General features: G+C 67.0%; 14 protein-coding genes. 7 read left to right on the top strand and 7 right to left on the bottom strand.

What is annotated here, in order from left to right; translation table 11 throughout:
* The first annotated feature begins 63 nt into the window (after nucleotides 1-63).
* Both ACOGI8_RS03120 and ACOGI8_RS03115 read left to right on the top strand, forming a co-directional pair.
* Entirely contained in the window at nucleotides 64-1,158 is a 1,095-nt protein-coding gene (locus ACOGI8_RS03120; RefSeq protein ID WP_419855435.1) for a sucrase ferredoxin, read from the top strand.
* The gene (locus tag ACOGI8_RS03115) at nucleotides 1,155-2,378 is read left to right on the top strand and encodes a CaiB/BaiF CoA transferase family protein (protein WP_419855434.1); all 1,224 of its coding nucleotides are present in this window, start codon (nucleotides 1,155-1,157) and stop codon (nucleotides 2,376-2,378) included. The genes ACOGI8_RS03120 and ACOGI8_RS03115 overlap by 4 nt, the downstream gene beginning before the upstream one ends.
* A gap of 55 nt (nucleotides 2,379-2,433) precedes the next feature.
* Here ACOGI8_RS03115 and ACOGI8_RS03110 read toward each other — a convergent pair whose 3' ends face one another.
* Nucleotides 2,434-2,955, bottom strand: coding sequence for a shikimate kinase (locus ACOGI8_RS03110; protein WP_419855433.1), 522 nt, complete (start codon nucleotides 2,953-2,955; stop codon nucleotides 2,434-2,436).
* A gap of 216 nt (nucleotides 2,956-3,171) precedes the next feature.
* Between ACOGI8_RS03110 and ACOGI8_RS03105 the strand changes: the two genes are divergently transcribed.
* Nucleotides 3,172-3,876 carry an arsenate reductase ArsC gene (locus ACOGI8_RS03105; RefSeq protein ID WP_419855432.1) on the top strand — a complete coding sequence of 235 codons (705 nt, stop codon included), beginning with the start codon at nucleotides 3,172-3,174 and terminating at the stop codon, nucleotides 3,874-3,876.
* A gap of 53 nt (nucleotides 3,877-3,929) precedes the next feature.
* Here the strand turns inward: ACOGI8_RS03105 and ACOGI8_RS03100 are convergent, their stop codons facing one another.
* Complete coding sequence (locus tag ACOGI8_RS03100; RefSeq protein WP_419855431.1) at nucleotides 3,930-5,513, bottom strand: trimethylamine methyltransferase family protein; 1,584 nt, start codon at nucleotides 5,511-5,513, stop codon at nucleotides 3,930-3,932.
* Entirely contained in the window at nucleotides 5,510-8,020 is a 2,511-nt protein-coding gene (locus ACOGI8_RS03095) for a GcvT family protein (protein WP_419855430.1), read from the bottom strand. Before ACOGI8_RS03095 ends, ACOGI8_RS03100 begins: the two co-directional genes overlap by 4 nt.
* 337 nt (nucleotides 8,021-8,357) lie before the next feature.
* On the opposite strand from ACOGI8_RS03095, the gene ACOGI8_RS03090 reads away from it, so the two are divergent.
* Nucleotides 8,358-9,632: an ATP-binding protein gene (locus tag ACOGI8_RS03090; RefSeq protein WP_419855429.1), complete on the top strand. Its 1,275-nt coding sequence runs from the start codon at nucleotides 8,358-8,360 to the stop codon at nucleotides 9,630-9,632.
* 211 nt (nucleotides 9,633-9,843) lie between these two features.
* Here the strand turns inward: ACOGI8_RS03090 and ACOGI8_RS03085 are convergent, their stop codons facing one another.
* Together ACOGI8_RS03085 and ACOGI8_RS03080 are read right to left on the bottom strand one after the other, a co-directional pair.
* On the bottom strand, nucleotides 9,844-12,408 hold the full coding sequence (locus ACOGI8_RS03085) for a GcvT family protein (protein WP_419855428.1): 2,565 nt from the start codon (nucleotides 12,406-12,408) through the stop codon (nucleotides 9,844-9,846).
* Nucleotides 12,409-12,418: 10 nt separating this feature from the next.
* Complete coding sequence (locus tag ACOGI8_RS03080) at nucleotides 12,419-13,657, bottom strand: alpha-hydroxy acid oxidase (RefSeq protein ID WP_419855427.1); 1,239 nt, start codon at nucleotides 13,655-13,657, stop codon at nucleotides 12,419-12,421.
* A gap of 24 nt (nucleotides 13,658-13,681) precedes the next feature.
* Here ACOGI8_RS03080 and ACOGI8_RS03075 point away from each other — a divergent pair, with 24 nt between their 5' ends.
* On the top strand, nucleotides 13,682-14,971 hold the full coding sequence (locus ACOGI8_RS03075) for an aspartate aminotransferase family protein (protein WP_419855426.1): 1,290 nt from the start codon (nucleotides 13,682-13,684) through the stop codon (nucleotides 14,969-14,971).
* Between the two features lie 100 nt (nucleotides 14,972-15,071).
* Entirely contained in the window at nucleotides 15,072-16,370 is a 1,299-nt protein-coding gene (locus ACOGI8_RS03070; protein ID WP_419855425.1) for an ATP-binding protein, read from the top strand.
* Between the two features lie 52 nt (nucleotides 16,371-16,422).
* On the opposite strand, the gene ACOGI8_RS03065 is transcribed toward ACOGI8_RS03070, so the two are convergent.
* Entirely contained in the window at nucleotides 16,423-17,826 is a 1,404-nt protein-coding gene (locus ACOGI8_RS03065; protein WP_419855424.1) for a hypothetical protein, read from the bottom strand.
* A 7-nt stretch (nucleotides 17,827-17,833) separates the two neighbouring features.
* A complete protein-coding gene (locus ACOGI8_RS03060; protein ID WP_419855423.1) occupies nucleotides 17,834-18,898 on the bottom strand; it encodes a zinc-dependent alcohol dehydrogenase in 1,065 nt (354 codons plus the stop codon).
* Between ACOGI8_RS03060 and ACOGI8_RS03055 the strand changes: the two genes are divergently transcribed.
* Entirely contained in the window at nucleotides 18,873-20,558 is a 1,686-nt protein-coding gene (locus ACOGI8_RS03055; RefSeq protein ID WP_419855422.1) for an MFS transporter, read from the top strand. The two genes, ACOGI8_RS03060 and ACOGI8_RS03055, sit on opposite strands and share 26 nt — an antisense overlap.
* Nucleotides 20,559-20,576 lie beyond the last annotated feature (18 nt).

Below are 20,576 nucleotides of genomic sequence, written 5' to 3'. Positions count from 1 at the left end.
GATGCGACCGCTCGGCGCCGGGTTCATCGGGCCCCGGCCAGAACGGCTTCCTATGCTGGCCCGATGGCAGCGGCACCGGAGGGAACAGGGTCCCGACTGGCGCAGCCGACCCTGCCAAACCTGCCACCGCTCGAGGCCGAAGTGCTGGCTCTGCTGCCTGCCGCCGATGATGCGCCGCGCTGCTCGATGCACGCGGCCGCCATCGGCACCGATCCCGGCGGCACCGCAATCTCCGCTGATGCCGTGGCACTGGTGGAAACGCCGCTGCCGTGGCCGAAGCCGGTGTTCGCGAGCGGCTTGCTCGAGGGCTTCACGCCCATGATGGACCTGCACGCAGGCCTGACCCGGGTGCTCGCGGTGGTGCCGCCCCACGAGCGCAGTCCGCACGACAGGGTTCCCGTAGCGCTGCACTGGCGCGCCGGTGCGGGCACGCAATCGGCCTACTTCGACGCCGACGGCCGCGACGGACTCCGCCAGCTGTTCGCCCACCTCGGGGATCAATCGCCCGCAGACCCGGTACCGAACGGGGCAGCGTTCGCTTCGGTCGGCTACGCCGAGAACGAACGGGCGGTGCTGATCTGCACCCAAGGCAGCCATGACGTGTGCTGCGGCAGCGAGGGCACACGTCTCGCGGCCGACTTCGAAGCGGTATTGCGCGCCTACCGGGATGCCGACGTCAACGAGCCGTACGCCGGTGCGCCCACCGCGGGCGGACGGGTCGCCGTGCACCGCGTCAGCCACACCGGAGGCCACCGATTCGCCCCCACGGCGATGACGCTGCCCGACGGCCGCATGTGGGCCAGCATCGAAGCCGGCGAGATCGCGACGATCTTGGACCAGACCGCCGACGCATCCGCCATGGCGCCACGCTGCAGGGGATGGTGGGGCGCGCCGACCGGGCCCGCGCAGGTCGCCGAGCGTGCGGTGTTCGCAGAGGTCGGCTGGCCGCTCGAGCACATGGCTCGCGAGGTCCGCTTCCGATCTGCGGGAAGTGGCTGGGACGTCGAGGTAGTTGCGGCGGAGGCCGAGCGGGCATGGAAAGTGTCGGTGGAGGCCGGGCGCACCGTGCCGACCATTGCGTGCCGGGCGCTCGGCGGTCTCCCCGCCAAGCCCGCGACAGAATTCACCGTCACCGATATCTGGGAGACATCGACATGACATCACCGCTTGATGGGATCCGCGTCGTCGAGTTCGCCAATTTCGCTGCGGCGCCGTCCGCCGTGGCGATCATGGCCGACCTGGGGGCGGAGGTGATCAAGGTAGAAGCCATCGGCGGCGACCCGATTCGCGGGCTGATGAAGCAGGCCAAGGTGCCTGAGGGCGCTCACAACCCCGACGTGGCGTTCCAATTCATCAACCGGGGCAAGCAGTCGATCCAGCTCAACCTCGAGGATCCCGACGGCTCAGCGATTGCGCGACGCCTGGTCGCGGCCTCCGATGTCGTGGTCATGAACCTGCTGCCCGAGCGCCGCGACCGCTTCGGCCTGAGCACCGGCGACCTGCTGGCGCTGAAGCCTGACCTGGTGATCGGCGTGCTGTCGGGCTACGGCGAAGTGGGAGACGAGATCGACCGGCCGGGCTACGACGTGACGGCCTTCTTCTCACGGTCGGGCTTGTACGGCGCCTCGACGCCTCCCGGCGGCGCCCCGCCACACGCCCGGCCAGGCCAAGGAGACCACACCACGAGCCTGGCGTTCTTCGGCGCGATCATGGCCGGGCTGCGGGCGCGGGATGTCACCGGCGAGGGCCAGGTGGTGGAATCGTCGCTGCTGCGCACTGCGACCTGGACCATCGCCATCGACATGTCCACCTCGCTGGTGGACGGTCGACCGAACACCGAACGTCCTCGTGACAGCGGCCTGTCGCCCATGCTCGAAGCCTTCGAGTGCGCGGACGGGCGCTGGCTGCACTTCACGATGCCCGACACCGGCGACGCATGGGAACGCTTCTGCAAAGCCATCGAGCGCGAGGACCTGCTGTCCAATCCCGACTACCAGACCGGCCGGCAGCGATTCCGGGCGATGCGCGCACTGCTGGCCGACATCGACGACACGCTCAAGTCACAGCCATCCGACTACTGGATGCCCCGGCTGGACGAGCACCGCTGCATCTGGGCGCCGATCAACGACACGGCGCAAGCAGCGCAGGATCCGCAGGTGCGCGCAACCGGCGCCTTCGAGACCATTCACCACCCAGAGGCCGGCGACTTCGAGACGATCGCCGCCCCGTTCCGCATGCACAACTCGCCCGACGTGGGCGTGCGCGGCCCCGCGCCACGAGCCGGCGAGCACACAGCAGCCCTGCTGGGCGATCTGCTCGGCCTGGACGAGAGCGAGATCGCCGACTTGACCGAGCGCGGCATCGTCGCCTCCGACTGAGCATCCCCTGACGATCCGCCGGCTTTCGACAGCCGGTCAAGCGTGCTATCGCGGGTCAGGCTTCGAGGCGCTTGATGATGTCTGCCGCTATGTCCTGCGGTGAGCGGCCCGCTGTGTGGACCTGCTCGAACTGCCCGTAGCCCGCGGCCCGCTCGTCGAGGAGCCGGGCAACTGCGGCGGCCGGGTCGTCGCCCGCAAGCAATGGCCGCACCGGGCCATCGACATCGGCCCTCAGGCGGCGGAGGATCTCGTCGACACTGGCGGCGAGACAGAAGACGCGACCCGTGGCGGTCAGCGCGTCGGCATTGGCCGAGTCGAGAAGCATCCGACCGCCAGTGGCGATGACGTGCTGCCGACTGCGGGCAGCTTCGGCAGCCACCTCCCGCTCGAGTGCTCGGAAAGCACGTTCGCCCTGCTCGGCGAAGATGGCGTTGATCGGTCCGTGCCGGGCCACGATCACGTCATCTGTGTCGATGAACGTCCAATCCAGCTCGTGTGCGACCAACCGACCGACGGTGGTCTTGCCCGTCCCCATGAAGCCAGTCAGCACCACGTTGAGATCGAGCGAGCGCGCCACAGGATCACGCTAGGAGGCCGAGCCGATCGGCGACGCCGCCTCGCCCGGTGCATTGCGGACCGTGGAGGCGCAGCGATGCCTAACGCAAACATCGCGGAAACATCGGCCAACGATGCCGCGACATCGCTTGATCCCTCTCCCGGTCGCCGCTTACCTACGACGCTGAGCCGGTTGCCGCGCGGCGGCAGATGCGCGGCCGCACACCCAGGAGCACCTATGTCCACGAACTCGACATCGGACAGCGCTGCGCTGCGCAACCTCACGGCGAGCGACCACGAGATCGGCCTGCCGGAGTTCACCACCGAGCAGCTGCTGCTGATCAAGCAGGGCTCGGCTCGACTACGCGACGAGTTCGATGGCGTCTTCAATGCCGAGACCATCGAGCGATACATGCTCGACTCGCGCACGAAGCTGAAGGCCGGGGCGAGGCTGCTGGACTGGCTACCGCTGCTGATCGAACGCTTCACCCGCGACCGCTTGCGAGCGCTCAAGCGTCTCGAAGTCGGCTCGCTCGACGTACCTGCGGTGCTGTTCCTGTGCACGCACAATGCGGGGCGCTCCCAGATGGCGGCCGGCTGGCTCCGGCACCTTGCGGGCAGCCGCGTCGACGTGTTCTCCGGCGGTTCGGATCCCGGGCTCGAGACCAACGCCGCCGTCATCGAGGCCATGGGCGAGATCGGTATCGACATCACCGGCGAGTACCCCAAGCCGTGGACCGATGAGATTGCCCGAGCTGCTGACGTGATCGTCACCATGGGATGCGGCGATGCCTGCCCGATCTTCCCCGGCAAGCGTTACGAGGACTGGGAGCTCACCGACCCGGCCGGCCAAGCGATTGAGGTGGTGCGGGAGGTACGCGACGACATCGGCCAGCGAGTCGGCGCGCTCTTGGCCACGCTCAATATCCCCGCGGCGGCCTAGTCGCCGCGCTCACGGGCCGCTCGGGCAACGGCTTCGCCATTCGGCTCAGCCTCTTAGGAGGCGACGGCAGTGGTCGAAGGGCCTTGCGGCTGCAGGCCGATCGGGAAGGCGTCCCGGATGGCAGCGTCGACGGCAGGGCTGATGTGCGAGGGCCAGTGGCTCTCCAAGGTGGCCACCACATGGTCGTGGGCCACATCGTGTGCAGGCCGGCTGCCCGCTTCGGTCCAGTCCTCGGGAGTGTCCCGGTTGGACACCAGCGGGTAGAGGTACTCGGTTTCCATGAGCTCAAGCGTCTGCGGCGAGCCGAGGAAGTGGCCCGGCCCGGCAATGACCTCGCCGATGAGCTCTGCCGACAGCGTGTCGGCGTTCACCTCGATGCCGCGCACGGTGCGGTTGATGGCGCCGAGCATGTCGTTGTCGATCACCAGCGCCTCGTGCGAGCACGCCAGCAGGCTCGCCAGCATCCCCGCCGACTCATAGACGATGTTCGCTCCCGCATGGCCGGCCAGCCCCACGTTCAGGCCCTTCTCGTAGCCGGCCTGGGCGTCGTTCACCTTGGAGTCGGTCATGCCCGCGGCCACACCGGTGGGCAGCCCGAGCCAGTGGCCCACTTCGGCCGCTGCAGCGTTGAGGATTCCTTCCTCGCCCGATCCCCCACTCATCGCGCCCGTGCGCAGGTCCGACACGAACGGCCACAAGCCCAGCAGGCAGGGATGGCCCGGCGACAGCAGGTTCACGAAGGTCAACCCCCCGAGGCACTCGGCCACCGCCTGCGCGAGAGCGCCTGCGAGCGCCGCAGGCGCAGTGGCGCCGGCCTGCAGGGCCGACAGCAGGTTGATGGGCATGCCCGTGCGCACCTGTGCGACGAGGCATCTCGCCGAGTCGTAAGCGAAGCGCAGCGGTGGTACGACGAAGGTGTTGTTCGCGGCGATGAACGGGCGCTTGGCGAACTCGCCCTCGCCTCCCAGCACGAGATCGAACATCTCGACCGACTCGTACACCCACTCCGGCTCGAACCACGACGATCCGCCCGGCTTGGTGGTGCTGCACATCACTGCGTATGCCGTGGTCATGTCGAGGTCACGGGTCTCGACCATGTCGCGTGCCACCACCGTGCGCACGTAGAAGTGCAGGTTGTCGAGCGTGTCGACCAAGCGGCCGCAGTCGTACACGTCCTGCGCGAGCGAATCGCGGAACGTGCCCGTCTCGTGGTCGTACATCATCACCGCAGCGCCGGACGTGCCGAAATAGACGTGCTCACCGCCCACGTGCACCGACTGGTCGTCGTCGAAGCCGTGCCAGATCCATTCCTTGGCCGCCGTCTCGATGGCTCGCTCCACGACGCCACGGGGCAGGTGCAGACGGCCCGTGTCGTCAACCCAGGCACCCAACGGCACCGCTGCCTCGATGAACTCGTCCAGCGGCTCGCCCATGCCGACGTCTTCGAGCAGCCCGAGTGCGGTGTCATACACCTGCTGCATGTCGCTCTCGGTCAAAGGTTTGAATCGCCCTGCTGGCAGGCCGGGGCGAACAGGTCGGCGATCGCGCTCGGGCGCAGCTTCGCGGACGGCGATGCGGCCAGCCCGGCCGCCGCCGCGGCGTCGCCGAGGTGCCTCGCTCGTGTCGGTCTCGCTCATGACCGCAATCCCCGGTTCTGCGGGTCGTAGGCCGCTTCGGCCAGCACAGTCGCTGTGCGCCGCTCGCCGAGCAGGTCCAGTTCGAAGGTGCTGCCGGGGGCTTCGAACCGGGGGTCGACGTACACGAAGGCCAAGCTGCGGCCCACGGTGTGGCCCCAGGCGCCGCTGGTGCCGATGCCCATGGGCTCGTCGCTGCCCGGCGCGAACGCCGGCTCATTGCCGCGGAGGTCGTTGCCCATTGGACCCATCTCGGTGTCCACCTCGCAGTACACGAGCACCATCGACAACGGCTCGCCCTGCTGCTCAGATTCCCGGCGAGCCTGTGCCGCGTCACGGCCGAGGAAGGGACGGCTGTAGTCCACGAAGCGCCCGAGTCGGGCCTCGACCGGCGTGATCTCGGTGGTGAGTTCGCTGCCCCATGCCTTGTAGGCCTTCTCGATGCGCATGACATTCATGGCGTAGCTGCCGAAGTGCACCAGGCCGTGGGGCTCGCCGGCTTCGGCGACTGCGTCATACACGCGGGCCAGATCGTCCATCGGGCAGTGCAGCTCCCAGCCCAGTTCACCGACGTAGGACACCCGTAGCGCAATGACGGGCACGCCTGCCACGAAGACCTCTCGGGCTGTCAGCCAGATGAATGCGTCATTGCTCAAATCGGCGTCGGTCACCGGCGACAGCACGTCACGAGCACGCGGGCCGGTCACCCCCAAGATGGCAGTGCTGTCGGTGGCGTCGCGCACGCTCACCTGCTCGCCGGCCGCGACGTGATCGCGCAGCCAGTCCAGGTCGTGGCTCTGGCCCATGATCGCGGAGGCCAGCCAGAACCGGTCCGGCGCCAGCCGTGCAATGGTCATCTCGCACTCGATGCCGCCCAGCTCCGTGAGCATGTGGGTCAGGCGAATTCCGCCGTCGCGCCCGGGCAGGCGGTTGGCCGACAGCCGATCCAGCAGGGCCGCCGCGTCAGGCCCGGTCACCTCGAACTTGGCGAACGCGCTCAGGTCGGCCACGCCGACCCGCTCACGAACGCCGCGCACTTCGGCGCCGACAACGTCATGCGCGTTGGAGCGGCGGAACGAGTGGGCCTCAGGCGTGCCGTCGGGCGAGAAGTACTGGGGGCGCTCCCACCCGTAAATCTCCTGCCACTGCGCTCCCAGCGCGTCGAAGCGTCCCCACAGCGGCGTGGTCTTGACCGGCCTGCCGGCGGCTCGCTGCTCCCCCGGCAGCCGCACTTGGTACATCTCGTGGTACTCGTCGAGCGCCTTCTCGAGAGCGAATTGCGACTTGGGGCCGGTGTGGTCGCCGAAGCGGCGCGGGTCCATGGCGCGCACGTTGATCTCGGTCTGACCGTGGACCATCCACTGCGCCAGGAACTTCCCGGCGCCCGGGCCCTGGGTGATGCCGATGGACGCCCCGTTGCAGTGCCAGTAATTGCGCACCCCCGGTGCGGGGCCCATCAGATAGCCCGAGTCGGGGGTATGGGTGATCGGCCCCGACACGACCTGCTTGATGCCCGCGTCGGACAGCACGCCGATGCGCTGCTCGGCGAAGCCGAGGCATTCTTCGAGCACATCGAGGTTCTCGCCGGGCAGATGGAAGTGCAGGTCCCAGTCGATGCCGTCGATGCCGTAGGACCGGGATCCGGACATCTCGTACGGCCCGATGAGCAGGCCGTCGATCTCCTGGCGGTAGTAGCAGGAAGCACGGGGATCGCGCACTACCGGCAGCTCAAAATCGAGGGCTTCGACCTCGGGCACGGTCTCGGTCACCAAGTACTGGTGGATGACCGACACGATCGGCACGTCGAGTCCGATCATGGCTCCGAGCTGGGGTGCGTAGTGCCCGGCGGCATTCACGACATGCTCGCAGTGGATGGTGTCCTGCTCGTCGTGGCCGTTCGAACCGTTGCGGCGCCGGCCCGGATCGGCACCGCCGCGCACGACCGTGACATCCCAGCTGCCGTCGGGGCGCTGGGACATGCCGGTCACGAGCGTGTGACGCATGATCCGGCAGCCCAGATCGCGGGCACCCTTGGCCATGGCGTTCGTGCAGCTCGACGGATCGGTCCAGCCGTCATGCGGTGTGAAGAAGCCGAGCCGTACGTCGTCGAGATCGGTCAGCAACGGGTGCCGTTCAGCAATCTCAGCGGGCCCGATCAGGTGCGACTCCACGCCGATCTGGGTGAGCATGGCGTGGACGTAGTGGTGCCAGTCGGCCTCGTCGGCCGTGCGCGCCAGCCGGATTGCGCCGCAGCCGTGCCAGCCCGCCGACAGTCCTGTTTCGGCTTCCAACCGCGGGTAGAGCGCGACCGCCTCCTGATGCACCTTGGCCATGTTGAGATCGCCGATGAAGTTCGGGATCAGGCCGGCCGCATGCCAGGTGGACCCAGAGGTGAGCTCGCCCTTCTCCACCAGGATCGTGTCGGTCCAACCCTCGTGCGCGAGGGCATACAGCAGGCCGGCCCCCATGGCCCCACCGCCGATGATGACGCATTGCGCTTGTTCAGGCATGCTCAGTGATGCCGGGCCTGCTCAGACATACACAGGTCCCCATGTGTCCAGGCCAGACGTGAGCCGAACCCCCCGGTTCGGACCCCGTGGCATGCCGATGTGGTGCGCGCAAATTATCACCACTCCGCGCACCACTGCGCGCATCTTGACGCTCATGGATATGCAATCCGAAAGTTCAGGTTGCAGATTGCAGACTCACATTTCAGCTTCACCCGACTTCGCCGGTCGCGGCGCAGGTGTGGCGCAACGGCAGTCGGCGCGCTGCTGTTTGTGTGATTCCGGCATTGTATGTCGTGCTGGCACGCCATACAACGCGATATTGAGGTAGGATTCCGGCATGGCTGGCACCTACCTGCGCCGGCATGTCGACGGGCTGCTCGAAACGTACCTCGCGGAGTTCCCCGCGATCATGCTCGTCGGGCCACGCGCCTGCGGCAAGACCACGACCGCCGCACGGCACGCCGCCGCCGTGCTCAGGCTCGACACCGCACAGGGCTCCGATGCCCTGCGCGCCGATCCGGACGCCGCGTTGCGCAACCGGCCCGAACCGCTGCTGCTCGACGAATGGCAGGAATACCCGCCGGTGATGGGAGCGGTGAAACGAGCGGTGGACGCCGAACGTCGACCCGGGCGATTCCTCATCACCGGTTCGGCACGCTCCAACACTGACGAGCGACTGTGGCCCGGGACTGGCCGTGTCGTGATGCTCCCCATGTACCCGCTGACCGTGGCCGAGACACGGGGCAGGCCGCTTCGGCCGTTCATCGACCGTGTCGTCGCCGGCGAAGTGCTCTCTGGCGACGAAGCGCTGCCCGACCTCTCCGACTACCTCGGCATGGCGCTGCGAGGCGGCTTTCCCGAACCTGCGCTCGAACTCGGCGAGGCAGGCGCGCAACGCTGGCTCGCGAGCTACGCCGATCAGGCAGCGCTACGCGACGCCCGTTCTCACGACCGCATGCCCGACGCATCTCGCCTGCGCAGGTACCTCGAGGCACTGGCACTCAACTCGGCCGGAACCCCGCAGGACAAAACCCTGTATGAGGCCGCCGGCATCGACCGCAGGACGGCCCGGGCGTACGAACAGCTCCTCAGCGATCTCGTGCTGGTCGATCACCTCGAAGCCTGGTCCACGAACCGGCTCAAGCGCATGAGCCGCACACCGAAGCGATACCTCATCGACTCAGGGCTGATGGCCGGAATCCTCGGACTGAGCCACGAGGACATCCTGGGCGACAGCGCGATGCTTGGCGCCCTGATCGACACCTTCGTCGCGGCCCAGCTCCGCGCCGAGGCCCCCGCAGCCACAACGCGCTACCGACTCTCGCACCTGCGAGACCAGAACGGCCGGCGAGAGGTCGACGTGATCGCCGAACTGCCCCGCGGACGCCTGATCGGCATCGAGATCAAGGCAGCCGCCAGCGTCCGGCGCAGCGACACCCGTCATCTGGCTTGGCTCCGAGACTCCATAGGCGAATCCTTCGTCGCCGGCCTCGTGCTGCACACCGGCCACGACACCGTCCAACTCGACGACCGGATCGTCGCCGCCCCCATCTCAGCGCTGTGGTCCCCCAGGCCCAACGGCCAGCAGAGCTTCACGACTCAAGGGGACTGATCCGTAAGCCTCACACTTGGCATCGCGGCACATAATGCTCGAAGGCCCGCCGAAGCGGGCCTTCGCCCAACCACCAGAAGCGACTGGGGGATATGCCGACACGATACAGCAGACGCGTGACACTGACCACAGCGCGGACGCCTTCGGAGTGGCAGATCGCTGATCTGCACGGTCTGCGATCTGCTGCAGACTGGCGTTCGAGTCGGTGCGGCTACAGGCGGACGCGCTGGTTGGTGGGGTCGTAGAAGCTGCGGATCGAGGGCGTGGCGGCGATGCGCCGACCGGCGATCTCGATGTCGAAGCTGCCGGCGTCGAGCCAGGCCTTGGTGACGGCCTGCGGCTCGGGGTCGGCCGCGGTCGGGTGCGTCACGTAGCCCATCGCCAGGCAGCGATCCTCGGTGTAGCTCCACATCGCCGAGGTGACCCGTCCGACGAGCTCGCCGTCGCGGCGGATCGGCTCGTCGTGGTAGGCCAGCACGTCGGGATCTTCGAGCCGGAACTGGATGAGTCGGTGTGTGCGGGGCTCGTGGCGCTGTGCCTCCAGTGCGGCGCGGCCGATGAAGTCCCGCTGCTTGTCCCACGCGATCGCGAAGCCGAGGCCGGCCTCCAGCGGCGTGTCCTCGTCGCTGATGTCGTGCCCCCAGTGGCGGTAGCCGCACTCCAGCCGCAGCGTGTTCATGGCGTGGTAGCCGGCGTGTGCCAGCTCCAGCCCGTCCGCGGCTGCGGCGGCGTCGCGCAGTGCTTCGTAGACCGCGACTGCCTCGGCGTTGGGCACATACAGCTCCCAGCCGAGTTCCCCCACGTAGCTCATGCGCACGGCCAGCACCGCAATCGGGCCAGCCGAGGCCGCCACCTCGATGTGCTGCGCAGCGCCGAAGCCGAACGACTCGTTGTCGAGCGCGGCGTCGGTGACTCGGCTGAGCAGATCTCGAGAGTGCGGCCCCATCAGCCCGAGCACTGCCCACTCATCGGTGACGTCGGCGATGTCCACGTCACGATCTCGGCAGTGGCGCCGCAGCCACGCCCAATCGCGGGTCTGGCAGGCAGCCGAGGTGACCACCCAGAATTCATCGTCGCCCAGCCGGGTGACCGTCAGGTCGGCCTCGATGCCGCCTCGCTCGTTGCACCACTGCGTGTACACCGCGCGCCCCGCAGGCACGTCCACCGACGCCACGCTCAACGTGTCGAGCACGTCGAGCGCGTCGGGGCCGCGCACCGTGAACTTGGCGAATGACGACTGGTCGAACACGGCAACGCCGTTGCGCACGGCGTCGCACTCACGCCCGGAGTTCTTGAACCAGTTCTGCTTGCCGTAGCTGTAGCGGTACTCGCGCTCCTGGCCCGGCTCGGCGAACCAGTTGGCCCGCTCCCAGCCGGCCGTCTCGCCGAAGACCGCCCCGGCCGCATCCATCGCGTCGTGCAGCGCCGAGCGCCGCTGGTCACGAGCGCTCGTGTACTGGAAGAACGGCCAGTGCATCGCATACAGCAGCCCGAGACTCTCGCTGATGCGCTCGGCCAGGTAGCCGTTGTCGGCCTGGAATGGCATGGCACGCCGGATGTCGACCGCTGAGAGGTCCATCGGCGGGTGCCGATCGGCGATCCAGTCGGCCAGCACCCAACCGGCTCCCCCCGCGGACTGGATGCCGACGGAGTTGAAGCCGGCCGCCACGAAACAGCCGTCGATCTCGGGCGCTTCGCCGAGGTAGTAGGTGCCGTCGGGAGTGAACGATTCGGGGCCGTTGAAAAACAGCTGCACGCCGCAGTCGGCCAGCGCAGGCACCCGATGGCAGGAGCGCTCGAACACCGGCCCGACGTGGTCCCAGTCTTCCGGCAGCGTCCCGAACTTGAAGTCGCGGGGAATGCCGTCGAGGCGCCACACCTTGGCTTCCGGCTCGAAGAAGCCGACCATGAGCTTGCCGGTCTCTTCCTTGAAGTACGTGTAGTTCGTGGGGTCGCGCACGATGGGCGTGGAGGTGTCGAGGCCTTCGAGCGGCTCGGTGACCACGTAGAAGTGCTCGCACGCCTGCAACGGGACGTTCACGCCGATCTGTGCGGCGAGGTGGCGGGTCCACATGCCGGTGGCCAGCACCACCGTCTCGGTTTCGATGAGGTGGTCGCCCCCAGCGGCTTCACCGGTGCCGCTCGCGGCGCCGGGTGTCAACTCAGTCCGGACGCCGCAGATGGCACCGTTGCGGGTCTCGAGCCCGGTGACCGCGACTCCCTCGATGATCCGGCAGCCGTGCGCACGTGCGCCCTTGGCGAGCGCCATCGTGGCGTCCACCGGCGAGACCAAGCCGTCGTCTGGCAGGTACAACGCTCCTACCAAGTCGTCTGTGCGCATCAGCGGCCACATCTCAGTGAGCTCGTCCATGTCGATCTGGCGAGATTCGACGCCGACAGTGGCCCCCATCGACGCGCCCCGCAGGATCTCCTCCCAACGCTCGGCGTCAGACGCCACCGAGATCGAACCCGGCGCACGGAAACCGGTGGCCTGGCCCGTCTCGTCTTCCAGTGCCTCGAACAGGCGCACCGAATAGGTGGCGAGCTTGGTGAGGCTGTACGTCGCCTTGAGCTGCGCCGCGAGACCGGCGGCGTGCCATGTGGTGCCCGCCGTGAGCTGGTTCTGCTCCAGCAGCAGCACGTCGGTGATGCCCCGACGCACCAAGTGGTACGCAACGGCGCACCCAACGATCCCGCCGCCCACGACGACCACTTCGGCACGATCCGGGATCGTGCGATCGCCAAGGGCGCGCCCGGGTGAAGTCTTTTCTGCCATCAGTGCCGCCTCAGACGCGTTCGAGCAAGTCGGGGGTCAGGTCCGCAGTGGAACGCACGCCGTTCAGGCGCATCGTGCGGGTCATCCCCTCGACGAAGTAGTTGAGCACCCAGTCGACACCGGTCTCGCCCGCGGCACCAAGGGCATACAGGTACGCCCGGCCGATCATGGCTGAGTCAGCACCCAGTGCCAGCGCTTTCACGATGTCGCTGCCGCGCCGGATGCCGCCATCACAGATGACCTCGCACCGGTCGCCGACGGCTTCGCGGATTGCAGGCACGCACTCCACCGGCGCAGGCGCCCCGTCGAGCTGGCGTCCGCCGTGATTCGACACAATGACGGCGTCGAGCTCCATGTCGGCAGCGATCTTGGCGTCGTCGGGCGACAGCACCCCCTTGAGCATCACCGGGCCGTCCCAGCGATCGCGGAACCACTCGATGTCGTCCCATGACAGCGACGGATCGAACTGGCTGTTGATGTAGTCGGCCAGGGCCACCGCGTCGCCGCCGTCGCCGCCGGCCGCGCCTTCGCAATTCGAGAACTTGATCGGTTCGTTGCTGAGGAAGTCCAGGAGCCAGCGCGGATGCAGCAATCCGTCGATGATCGTGTCGGGGCCTAGCTTGGGGGGAAGGCTGAAGCCGTGCCGGACATCGCGCTCGCGGCGTCCCAGCACTGCAGTGTCGACCGTGATCATGATCGCCTCGTAGCCGACTGCCGCCGAGCGCTTCAGCAGATCAGCCATCAGTTCGCGGTCACGCCAGACGTACACCTGGAAGAACTTCCTGCCGTCGCAGACGTCAGCGACCTCCTCGACCGAGCGCGTCCCCATGGTCGACAGCGAGTACGGGATGCCGGCGCGCTCGGCGGCGCGGGCCACAGCCAGCTCTCCTTGAGAGTGGGCGATGCGGTCAAAGCCGGTCGGTGCGATCACGAGCGGGATCGGTACTTCTTGGCCCAGGACCCTGCCCGAGATGTCCACATCGGTGACGTCCCGCAGCACTCGAGGCCGGAACTGCCAGCGGTGATACGCGGAGACGCTGCGCTCAGCGCTGACCTCGTCCTCCGCTGCCCCGTCGATGTAGTCGAAGCAGCCGACCGGCATCCGGCGTTTGGCCATACGCCGCAGGTCAGACACGTCGGCGGCGCGGATCAGCTGCCGTTTGTCTGCATCGCGTTCGAACTCGCCGAACTGCATGACGCTGCGGGCCGTTTCGTAGGCCTGCGATACCCATTTCGTCAACCCCGCCATAGGCGCGAACTCTACGATGTGGCGATGGCCACAAACGCCGAACTGGCGGAGCGTTACCGCGCGATCCTGCCCAGCTTCATCAGCCCGCTGTACGAGCGTCCGGTCTCGATCGACCGCGGCGAAGGGAGCTACGTCTTCGATTGTGAAGGCGCCCGCTACCTGGACTTCTTCGGCGGGATCCTCACCACCATGATCGGCCACGCCAATCCCGTCGTAGTCGAGGCCGTGCAGGCCCAAGCAGCCAAGGTGATGCACACCTCGACGCTGTACTTGAACGAGGAGATGATCTCGTTCGCCGAAGAGGTGGCCGCCGTCTCGGGCATCCCCGACCCCCGGGTGCTGTTCACCACGTCGGGCAGCGAGGCCAACGACACCGCCATCTTGCTGGCGACCAACTACCGCAACAGCAACCAGGTGCTGGCGATGCGCAACAGCTACCACGGTCGCTCGCTCACAGCCCAGGCGATCACCAGCCACCGCGCCTGGTCCACCAGCAGCTACAGCGGGCTCGACGTGCAGTTCGTGCAGGGCGGCTACCGGCTGCGCAGCCCGTTCCGGCAGCTCGACGATGACGCCTTCACCAATGCCTGCGTGGAGGACCTGGTCCAGCTCATTGACATGACCGACTCCGGCGGCTTCTCGGCACTCATCGCCGAGCCCATCCAGGGCGTCGGCGGCTTCGCCACACCGCCCGATGGCTTCTTCGGCGCCATGGGCAAGGTGCTGCACTCGGAGGGGATCCTGTTCATCTCCGACGAGGTGCAGTCGGGCTGGGGTCGCACCGGCGAGCACTTCTGGGGTTATGAGGCCCACGGCATCACGCCCGATGCGATCACCTTCGCCAAGGGCGTCGGCAACGGCATCACCCTGGCGGGCATCGTGGCCCGGGCCGAGCTGATGAACTGCCTGACGCGCAACTCGATCACCACGTTCGGGGGGAACCCACTCTCGACAGCGGCCGGGCGGGCCACGCTGCGCTACCTGCTCGAGAACGACCTGCAGGGCAACGCTGCGGCCCGCGGGGCGCAGATGCACGAGCGCCTGGCCCCCGTGTGCGACGCGTCACCGCACGTGGCTGAGCTGCGCGGCAAGGGGCTGATGCAGGGTCTTGAGTTCTGCCATGCCGGCAGCATCGAGCCCGACGCCGCCACCACCGCAGCGGTGCTCGAATCCGCCAAAGACCACGGCTTGCTCGTGGGCAAGGGCGGTCTCTACGGCAACGTCATCCGCATCACGCCGATGCTGAACGTGACCGAAGCCGAGATGGACGAGGGCCTCGACATCCTCGTGCAGGTGATCGAAGCGCTCGACTGAGCCTGCCGCACCGACCCGCTGCGATCAGACGCTCGCGAGATGAGGAAAAGTAGCGTAATAGAGAATTTGTAGTGTTTCCGAGGAATGGTAGCCTTTGCAGATGGCCACGATTCCGGGTGTCGAACATCAGCCACGCATCGCCGATGATCATTTGGCCGAACTTCTCAGCGCGCTGCCGGCCGTGAGCATCGAGGGACCTCGGGCCGTGGGCAAGACTTGGACCGCCAGCAGACTTGCCAACACCGTCTATGCACTCGACGACCCTGAGGTGTTCGCAGACGTCGAGGCCGACCCGCACATGCTCACCCGGGGCGAGCCGCCGATACTGATCGACGAATGGCAGCGGCTTGGCTCGGCGTGGGACATCGTGCGCCGTGCAGTGGACCGAGACTTCGGCCCAGGTCAGTTCATTCTCACCGGTTCCGCCCGTCCTCGCACGCAACCGGTGCACTCGGGTGCAGGACGCATGGTCACGCTGCGCATGTGGACCACAACTCTGGCTGAGCGGCATCGGGGCCAGAGCTCGGTCAGCTTCGCAGCGTTGCTCGGCGGGGACCGTCCCGAGATCTCTGGTGAGTCCAGTCTCACGCTGCAGGACTATGCCGAGGAGATCGTGTCGGGAGGGTTCCCCGGCTGGACCGGTGTCAGCGGTCAGGTGCGAGAACTCCTTGCCGAGAGCTATCTCCACCAGCTCGTCGAGCACGACTTTCGCCTTGCAGGTCACCGTGTCCGCAACCCGGCAGCTGTGCGCCGATGGTTGCGGTCGTATGCCGCGGCCACCGCGACGACCGCCGCCTTCGAGACGATCCGTGACGCAGCGACACCAGGCGAGAGCGACAAGCCAGCAAAGACGACGACGATTGCGTTCCGCGACACGCTCGAAGCGATGTGGGTGCTGGAGCCACTGCCCGCGTGGTTGCCGGTCGGGAGCCACCTGAGCCGTCTCAAGCGTGGTCCCAAGCATCACCTGGCTGACACCGCGCTTGCCGCGCGTCTGCTCGACGCTGACGTGGACTCTCTGCTCGGCGGCGCCCCGGCCGTCATGCGCGGAATTGGGGCTGCGCCGGCCGCCGCCAACCTGCTCGGAGCGTTGTTCGAATCGATGGTGGCTCATGACGTGAGAGTGCACGCCCACAGGACGGGCGCCAGCGTGTCGCATATGCGCACATGGAACGACGAGCGCGAAGTGGACCTCATCGTCGAGCACCGCGGGCGAGTGCTCGCCGTGGAGGTCAAGCTTGGTGCTGAGGTGACCGCCCGCGACACTCGTCACCTGCGCTGGCTGCGCGACCGGCTCGGCCCGACACTGCTGGATGCCATGGTGGTGAACACCGGCGAAGCTGCATACCGAGACGGCGACGGCATCGCCGTCGTGCCCGCCGGTTTGTTGGGGCCATGACCCGCGCCCGGATCACACCCGTCGGTCTTAAACCCGTGACGGTCGCGGGACGCTAGCTGGCAACCACCGGATCGTTCTCGATTTCGGCGTCGGTCCGACGCTCAAGACGCGGTGCTGGCGGCAGGACGGCACGAAGGTTCTGCAGGACATCTCCATAGAAGATGTTCACGGCATCGAGTAACGCATCGATAAAACCTGGCTTGCGGGCTGAGCGGCGGCCCTGACCCATCTCGGACCGCCGCAATACGCGAAACCGCACCGGTTCCTTGCGCTCCTCGCCAAGCCCCAGTCTTGGATCCTCGAGTAGGCACTCCAAAGTCGACACGACCGGGACTCTTGCACCCCGCGCGTACGTTTCGATGATCAGCGAACCTTCGGTGTCGCGCAGCTGCCGGGTGAGCCACGAGATTCGGGCCCTTCCGCCTCGGTCGCGAGGTGCATCGAATGTTGAACTGACGGTCACGAGCCGGGCCTTCAAGTCTGCAATGACAACCATGTCGGCGATCGTGTCAGGCACCCGAAGCGTGCCCATGAGAGTGCCGTCGTCGCAAAGCGACTCCACGAAGACCCGGTTGCGGTGCTGTCGATCAGCCCGGTGCGCCTTCGGAATCACCTCTTGAACATCGGATCCGATCTCTGCTCCTAGCCTCAACGCCGCGAAACGGATGAGCTGGTCCCAGCGTTGGCAGACCTCGATGACCGCCCCGTCTCGCCGGTCAAGAGTTCCCTCACGGGCACTGTCGCGAACGGCCGTCCAGTTGGCGCCCATGTCGGCGAACTCCAATGCGCCTGAGTTTGGGTGCTCAAGGTACCGAATCAGCTCTCCGAGAATCCACGCCTGCTCCGGGTCGTCAACACCGCGATGAGTGTGTTCCTTCACTGCCTCGGCGAGGATCATGGACCACGACATGTGATGCACCTGCACCCTCGAGTTGGATCTGATTCGCAGTCCATCAGTCGGATGCACTCCTGGCGACGGAGCGATCTCGTTCGAGACCGTTACTACGCAGTCATAGTCGTGCAGGCGAGCTATCTCGACGTATGCGTTGATCTGCTCAAGGTCCAGCTTCGCTTCGCCGGTCTTCACCTCAATGAGGGCTACAAAGTTGCGACGGCCGAAGGACACGCTCACCAGACCGTCCGGTCTGACCGTCCGTCCATCGGGCAGATCGAAGCTGACCTCGGTGAACGCCTCCACCGTCGCTTTGGCACCCCCGGTTGCTCCCAGCGGTGTCAACAGCGCTTTTGAGAAGGGCCGTACGATCGAAAGCACTGCCAGAAGGGCAGATGCCGCACGAGCCTCGGCATCCCGGCTGCCGGACATGCCGGCCACAGGGATCAAGCGTGCCTGCTGTGCGCTGAACTCCACGCTTCCTCCTGGCGCTTCTCCAATACCAAACAGACGGAGCCGGCTCACAGTAGCCGAGCATGTACAAACTCGATCTGCTGGTTGCACCCTGAGGTCAGTTGAAGCTGACCGACACTTTCAGCGCTCCGGCGTCGTGGGGTTCGTGGGCCATCCGGAAGGCGTCGCCGATCTCGCTCACGTCGTACACGTGGCTGAGCAACGGCGACACATCGATGTCGCCCGAAGCGATGAGCTGCAGCGCCTGGCGAAATGACATCGATCCGGGCTCGTCCTGGGCTCCGTAGGTGCTCGCCGCAGAGAGTCGCTTGCGGAAGAACTTCTGGAAGCGGACATGGATGTTGTCGTCGGTCGACGGCAGGCCGAACCACAGCAGCTGACCGTCCATGCGCACCAGCTCGACTGAGTCGAGAAACGTGTCCGAGCGGCCGACGGCCTCGACGACATAATCGGCTCCGCGACCGTTGGTCATGTCTTTGACCGCCTCGATGACGCCGGCGTTGCCGAGCTCGGCGGCATTGAGGCATTCGTCCGCGCCGTAGGCCTCGGCGACGGCGAGACGAGTCGGCGACAGGTCCGAGACGATGACCCGCTCGGCACCGGCTCGCTTCAGCAGGTAGGTGAAAAACAGCCCCGCCGAGCCTTGGCCCATGACCATGACCGTCTCGCCAGCAACATCACGTGGATGCTGACGCATGGCGTAGATCACCGTGCCGAGCTGCTGGCCCATGAGCAGGTGCGAGCGAGGCACGTCGCTGGCCGGCAATGGCACGCAGTAGCTGGAGTTGACCCGCTGGAAGGCGCAGAAGCACTCGCCTACCGGCGGGTTCGGGAACGTCAGCACGTGCGTGCCCTCCGGAAGCCCGGGCGCCCGGCTCTCCACCACCATGCCGATGCCTTCGTGACCCGGGAAACCGTGCGGGCAGGGCGGCCGGTGAGCGAGGCCGGCGCCCATCATCACCATGTGCAGGTCACTGCCGCAGATCGACGCCATCTCTGAGCGGATGAGGACGTCGTAGTTCACTGCCGTCATGCCCAAGGCGGCATCTGGCCGGGAGGACGGGGCGGCATCTGAGGAGATCTCATCCAGAGGCGGCACCGGGATCTCTTCGCACACCATGCGACCCACATCGACCATGCGGCCAGCCTTCATCATCTCCATCGGCTCGCTACTCCCTGCGTCGACGGCGCATCCGGGAAAGTTAGCTGGCAGGCTGTCCGGCGTGAATGTGCCGGTGGCGACCGCTGAGCGCAGCCAACGGTTCGTTCGGGGCTGGGTTGTGCTTGCGGGCGTTTTTGGGGTGATGCTGATCACCTCGGGCATGGTCTTCTACGCCTTGGGCGCCTTCTTGGATGCCTTTGTCGACGAGCAGGGATTCAGCACCGGACTGGCGGGTGCGGGCGTCGGCATGTTCTTGCTGGCCTCGGGTCTGTGCGGCTACTACACGGGCAAGCTGGTCAATCGCTTCGATGCCCGGTGGGTGATCACGGCGGGCACCGCAGTCAGCACCGTCGGCATGGCACTGCTCTCCCAGGTGCGCAGCGGCTGGCAGATGTTCGTCGTGATGACGATCTTCGGCATCGGCTTCGGGCTCTGCGGTCTGGTGCCCACCACCACGTTGGTGACGCGCTGGTTCGAGCGCCGACGCTCGGTGGCGATGGCGATCTCGTCAACCGGTCTGTCGCTCGGCGGCATCATCCTGCTGCCGCAGATGAGTGTTCGAATCGAAGCGGACACGTTGATCTACTGGGCGCCCCGATTCGCCGTCGTGTACTGCGTTCTGATGCTGATCTCCACGTGGTTCTTTCTCCGGGCATGGCCCCGAGATGTGGGGCTGCTGCCCGACGGCGCCAGACAGTCCAGCGAGTCGGACGGCGCTCCCGCCGGACCACCACCCGGAATGCCGTACCAGCACGCCATCCGCACACGGTTCTTCATCTTCACCGCCATCGGCTTCGTGCTGGTGATGAGCAGCCAGGTCGGGGCGATTCAGCACATGTACAAGCTCACCGGCGACCGGCTGGGGTTGGATACCGCCGCCGCCGGTGCCGTGCAGGTGCTCGCGGGCACGAGCGTCGTGGCGAGGATCTGCGGCGGCATCGCAGCACTGAAGGTGTCGCTGCGCTGGCTCACGATGGTGCTGATGGTGGTGCAGGTGGTCGGGCTGTGCATGCTGGCTGTGGCCGGCAGCGGGCTTGCCATCCTGTTCGGCGTGCTGGTGCTGGGCAGCGCCATGGGCAACTTGCTGATGCTGCACCCGCTGATCCTGGCCGACGCCTTCGGCGTGCGGGACTACCCGCGCATCTACGGCTTCGGCTCGCTGCTGATGGTGTCCGGCCTGGCCGGGGGGCCGTTCCTCACCGGGGTCCTCAATGATGCGTACAGCTACCGGTCGGCATTCTTCGCTTTGGCAGCGATCGCGGTGGTGGGTTTGATCATTTACAGCTTCGCCGGCAACCCGGCCCGCGACTACCTCACGGCGCCGGCACCAGAATCGGAGTGGGCTGCTCCGGTCCGGCCTCGATCCGCAAGGCCGACGCCGACACCCGTGCTGACCGCCACGCGTGATCTCCCCAAGCCGGCCGGAAGCGGACGGGGCGACGCCGGTTGGTTCGCCGCCAACGAGTCTCGGAGCGCTCTCGTCGAAATCATCACCCGCAAAAGAGAAGCAGACCGATACCGCGCCCGTGCCATACCGGCCGCTAACGGCGTGGTGAACGGCGCTCCCGATGACAGCGAGTCCCTCACTCCGGCGAGCACTGCCGGGTCGCAAATCGGGCCGCGCGGGGCACCCGAGGTCTGGTCAGTCGAACGAGCCTGAACTCAGCGCCGTCGCGAC

It is taken from the genome of Candidatus Poriferisodalis sp. (assembly GCF_965204195.1).
GTDB lineage: Bacteria > Actinomycetota > Acidimicrobiia > Acidimicrobiales > Poriferisodalaceae > Poriferisodalis.
Note: the sequence above shows the minus strand (reverse complement) of the source record. Positions and strands in the feature narration are given on the sequence as shown.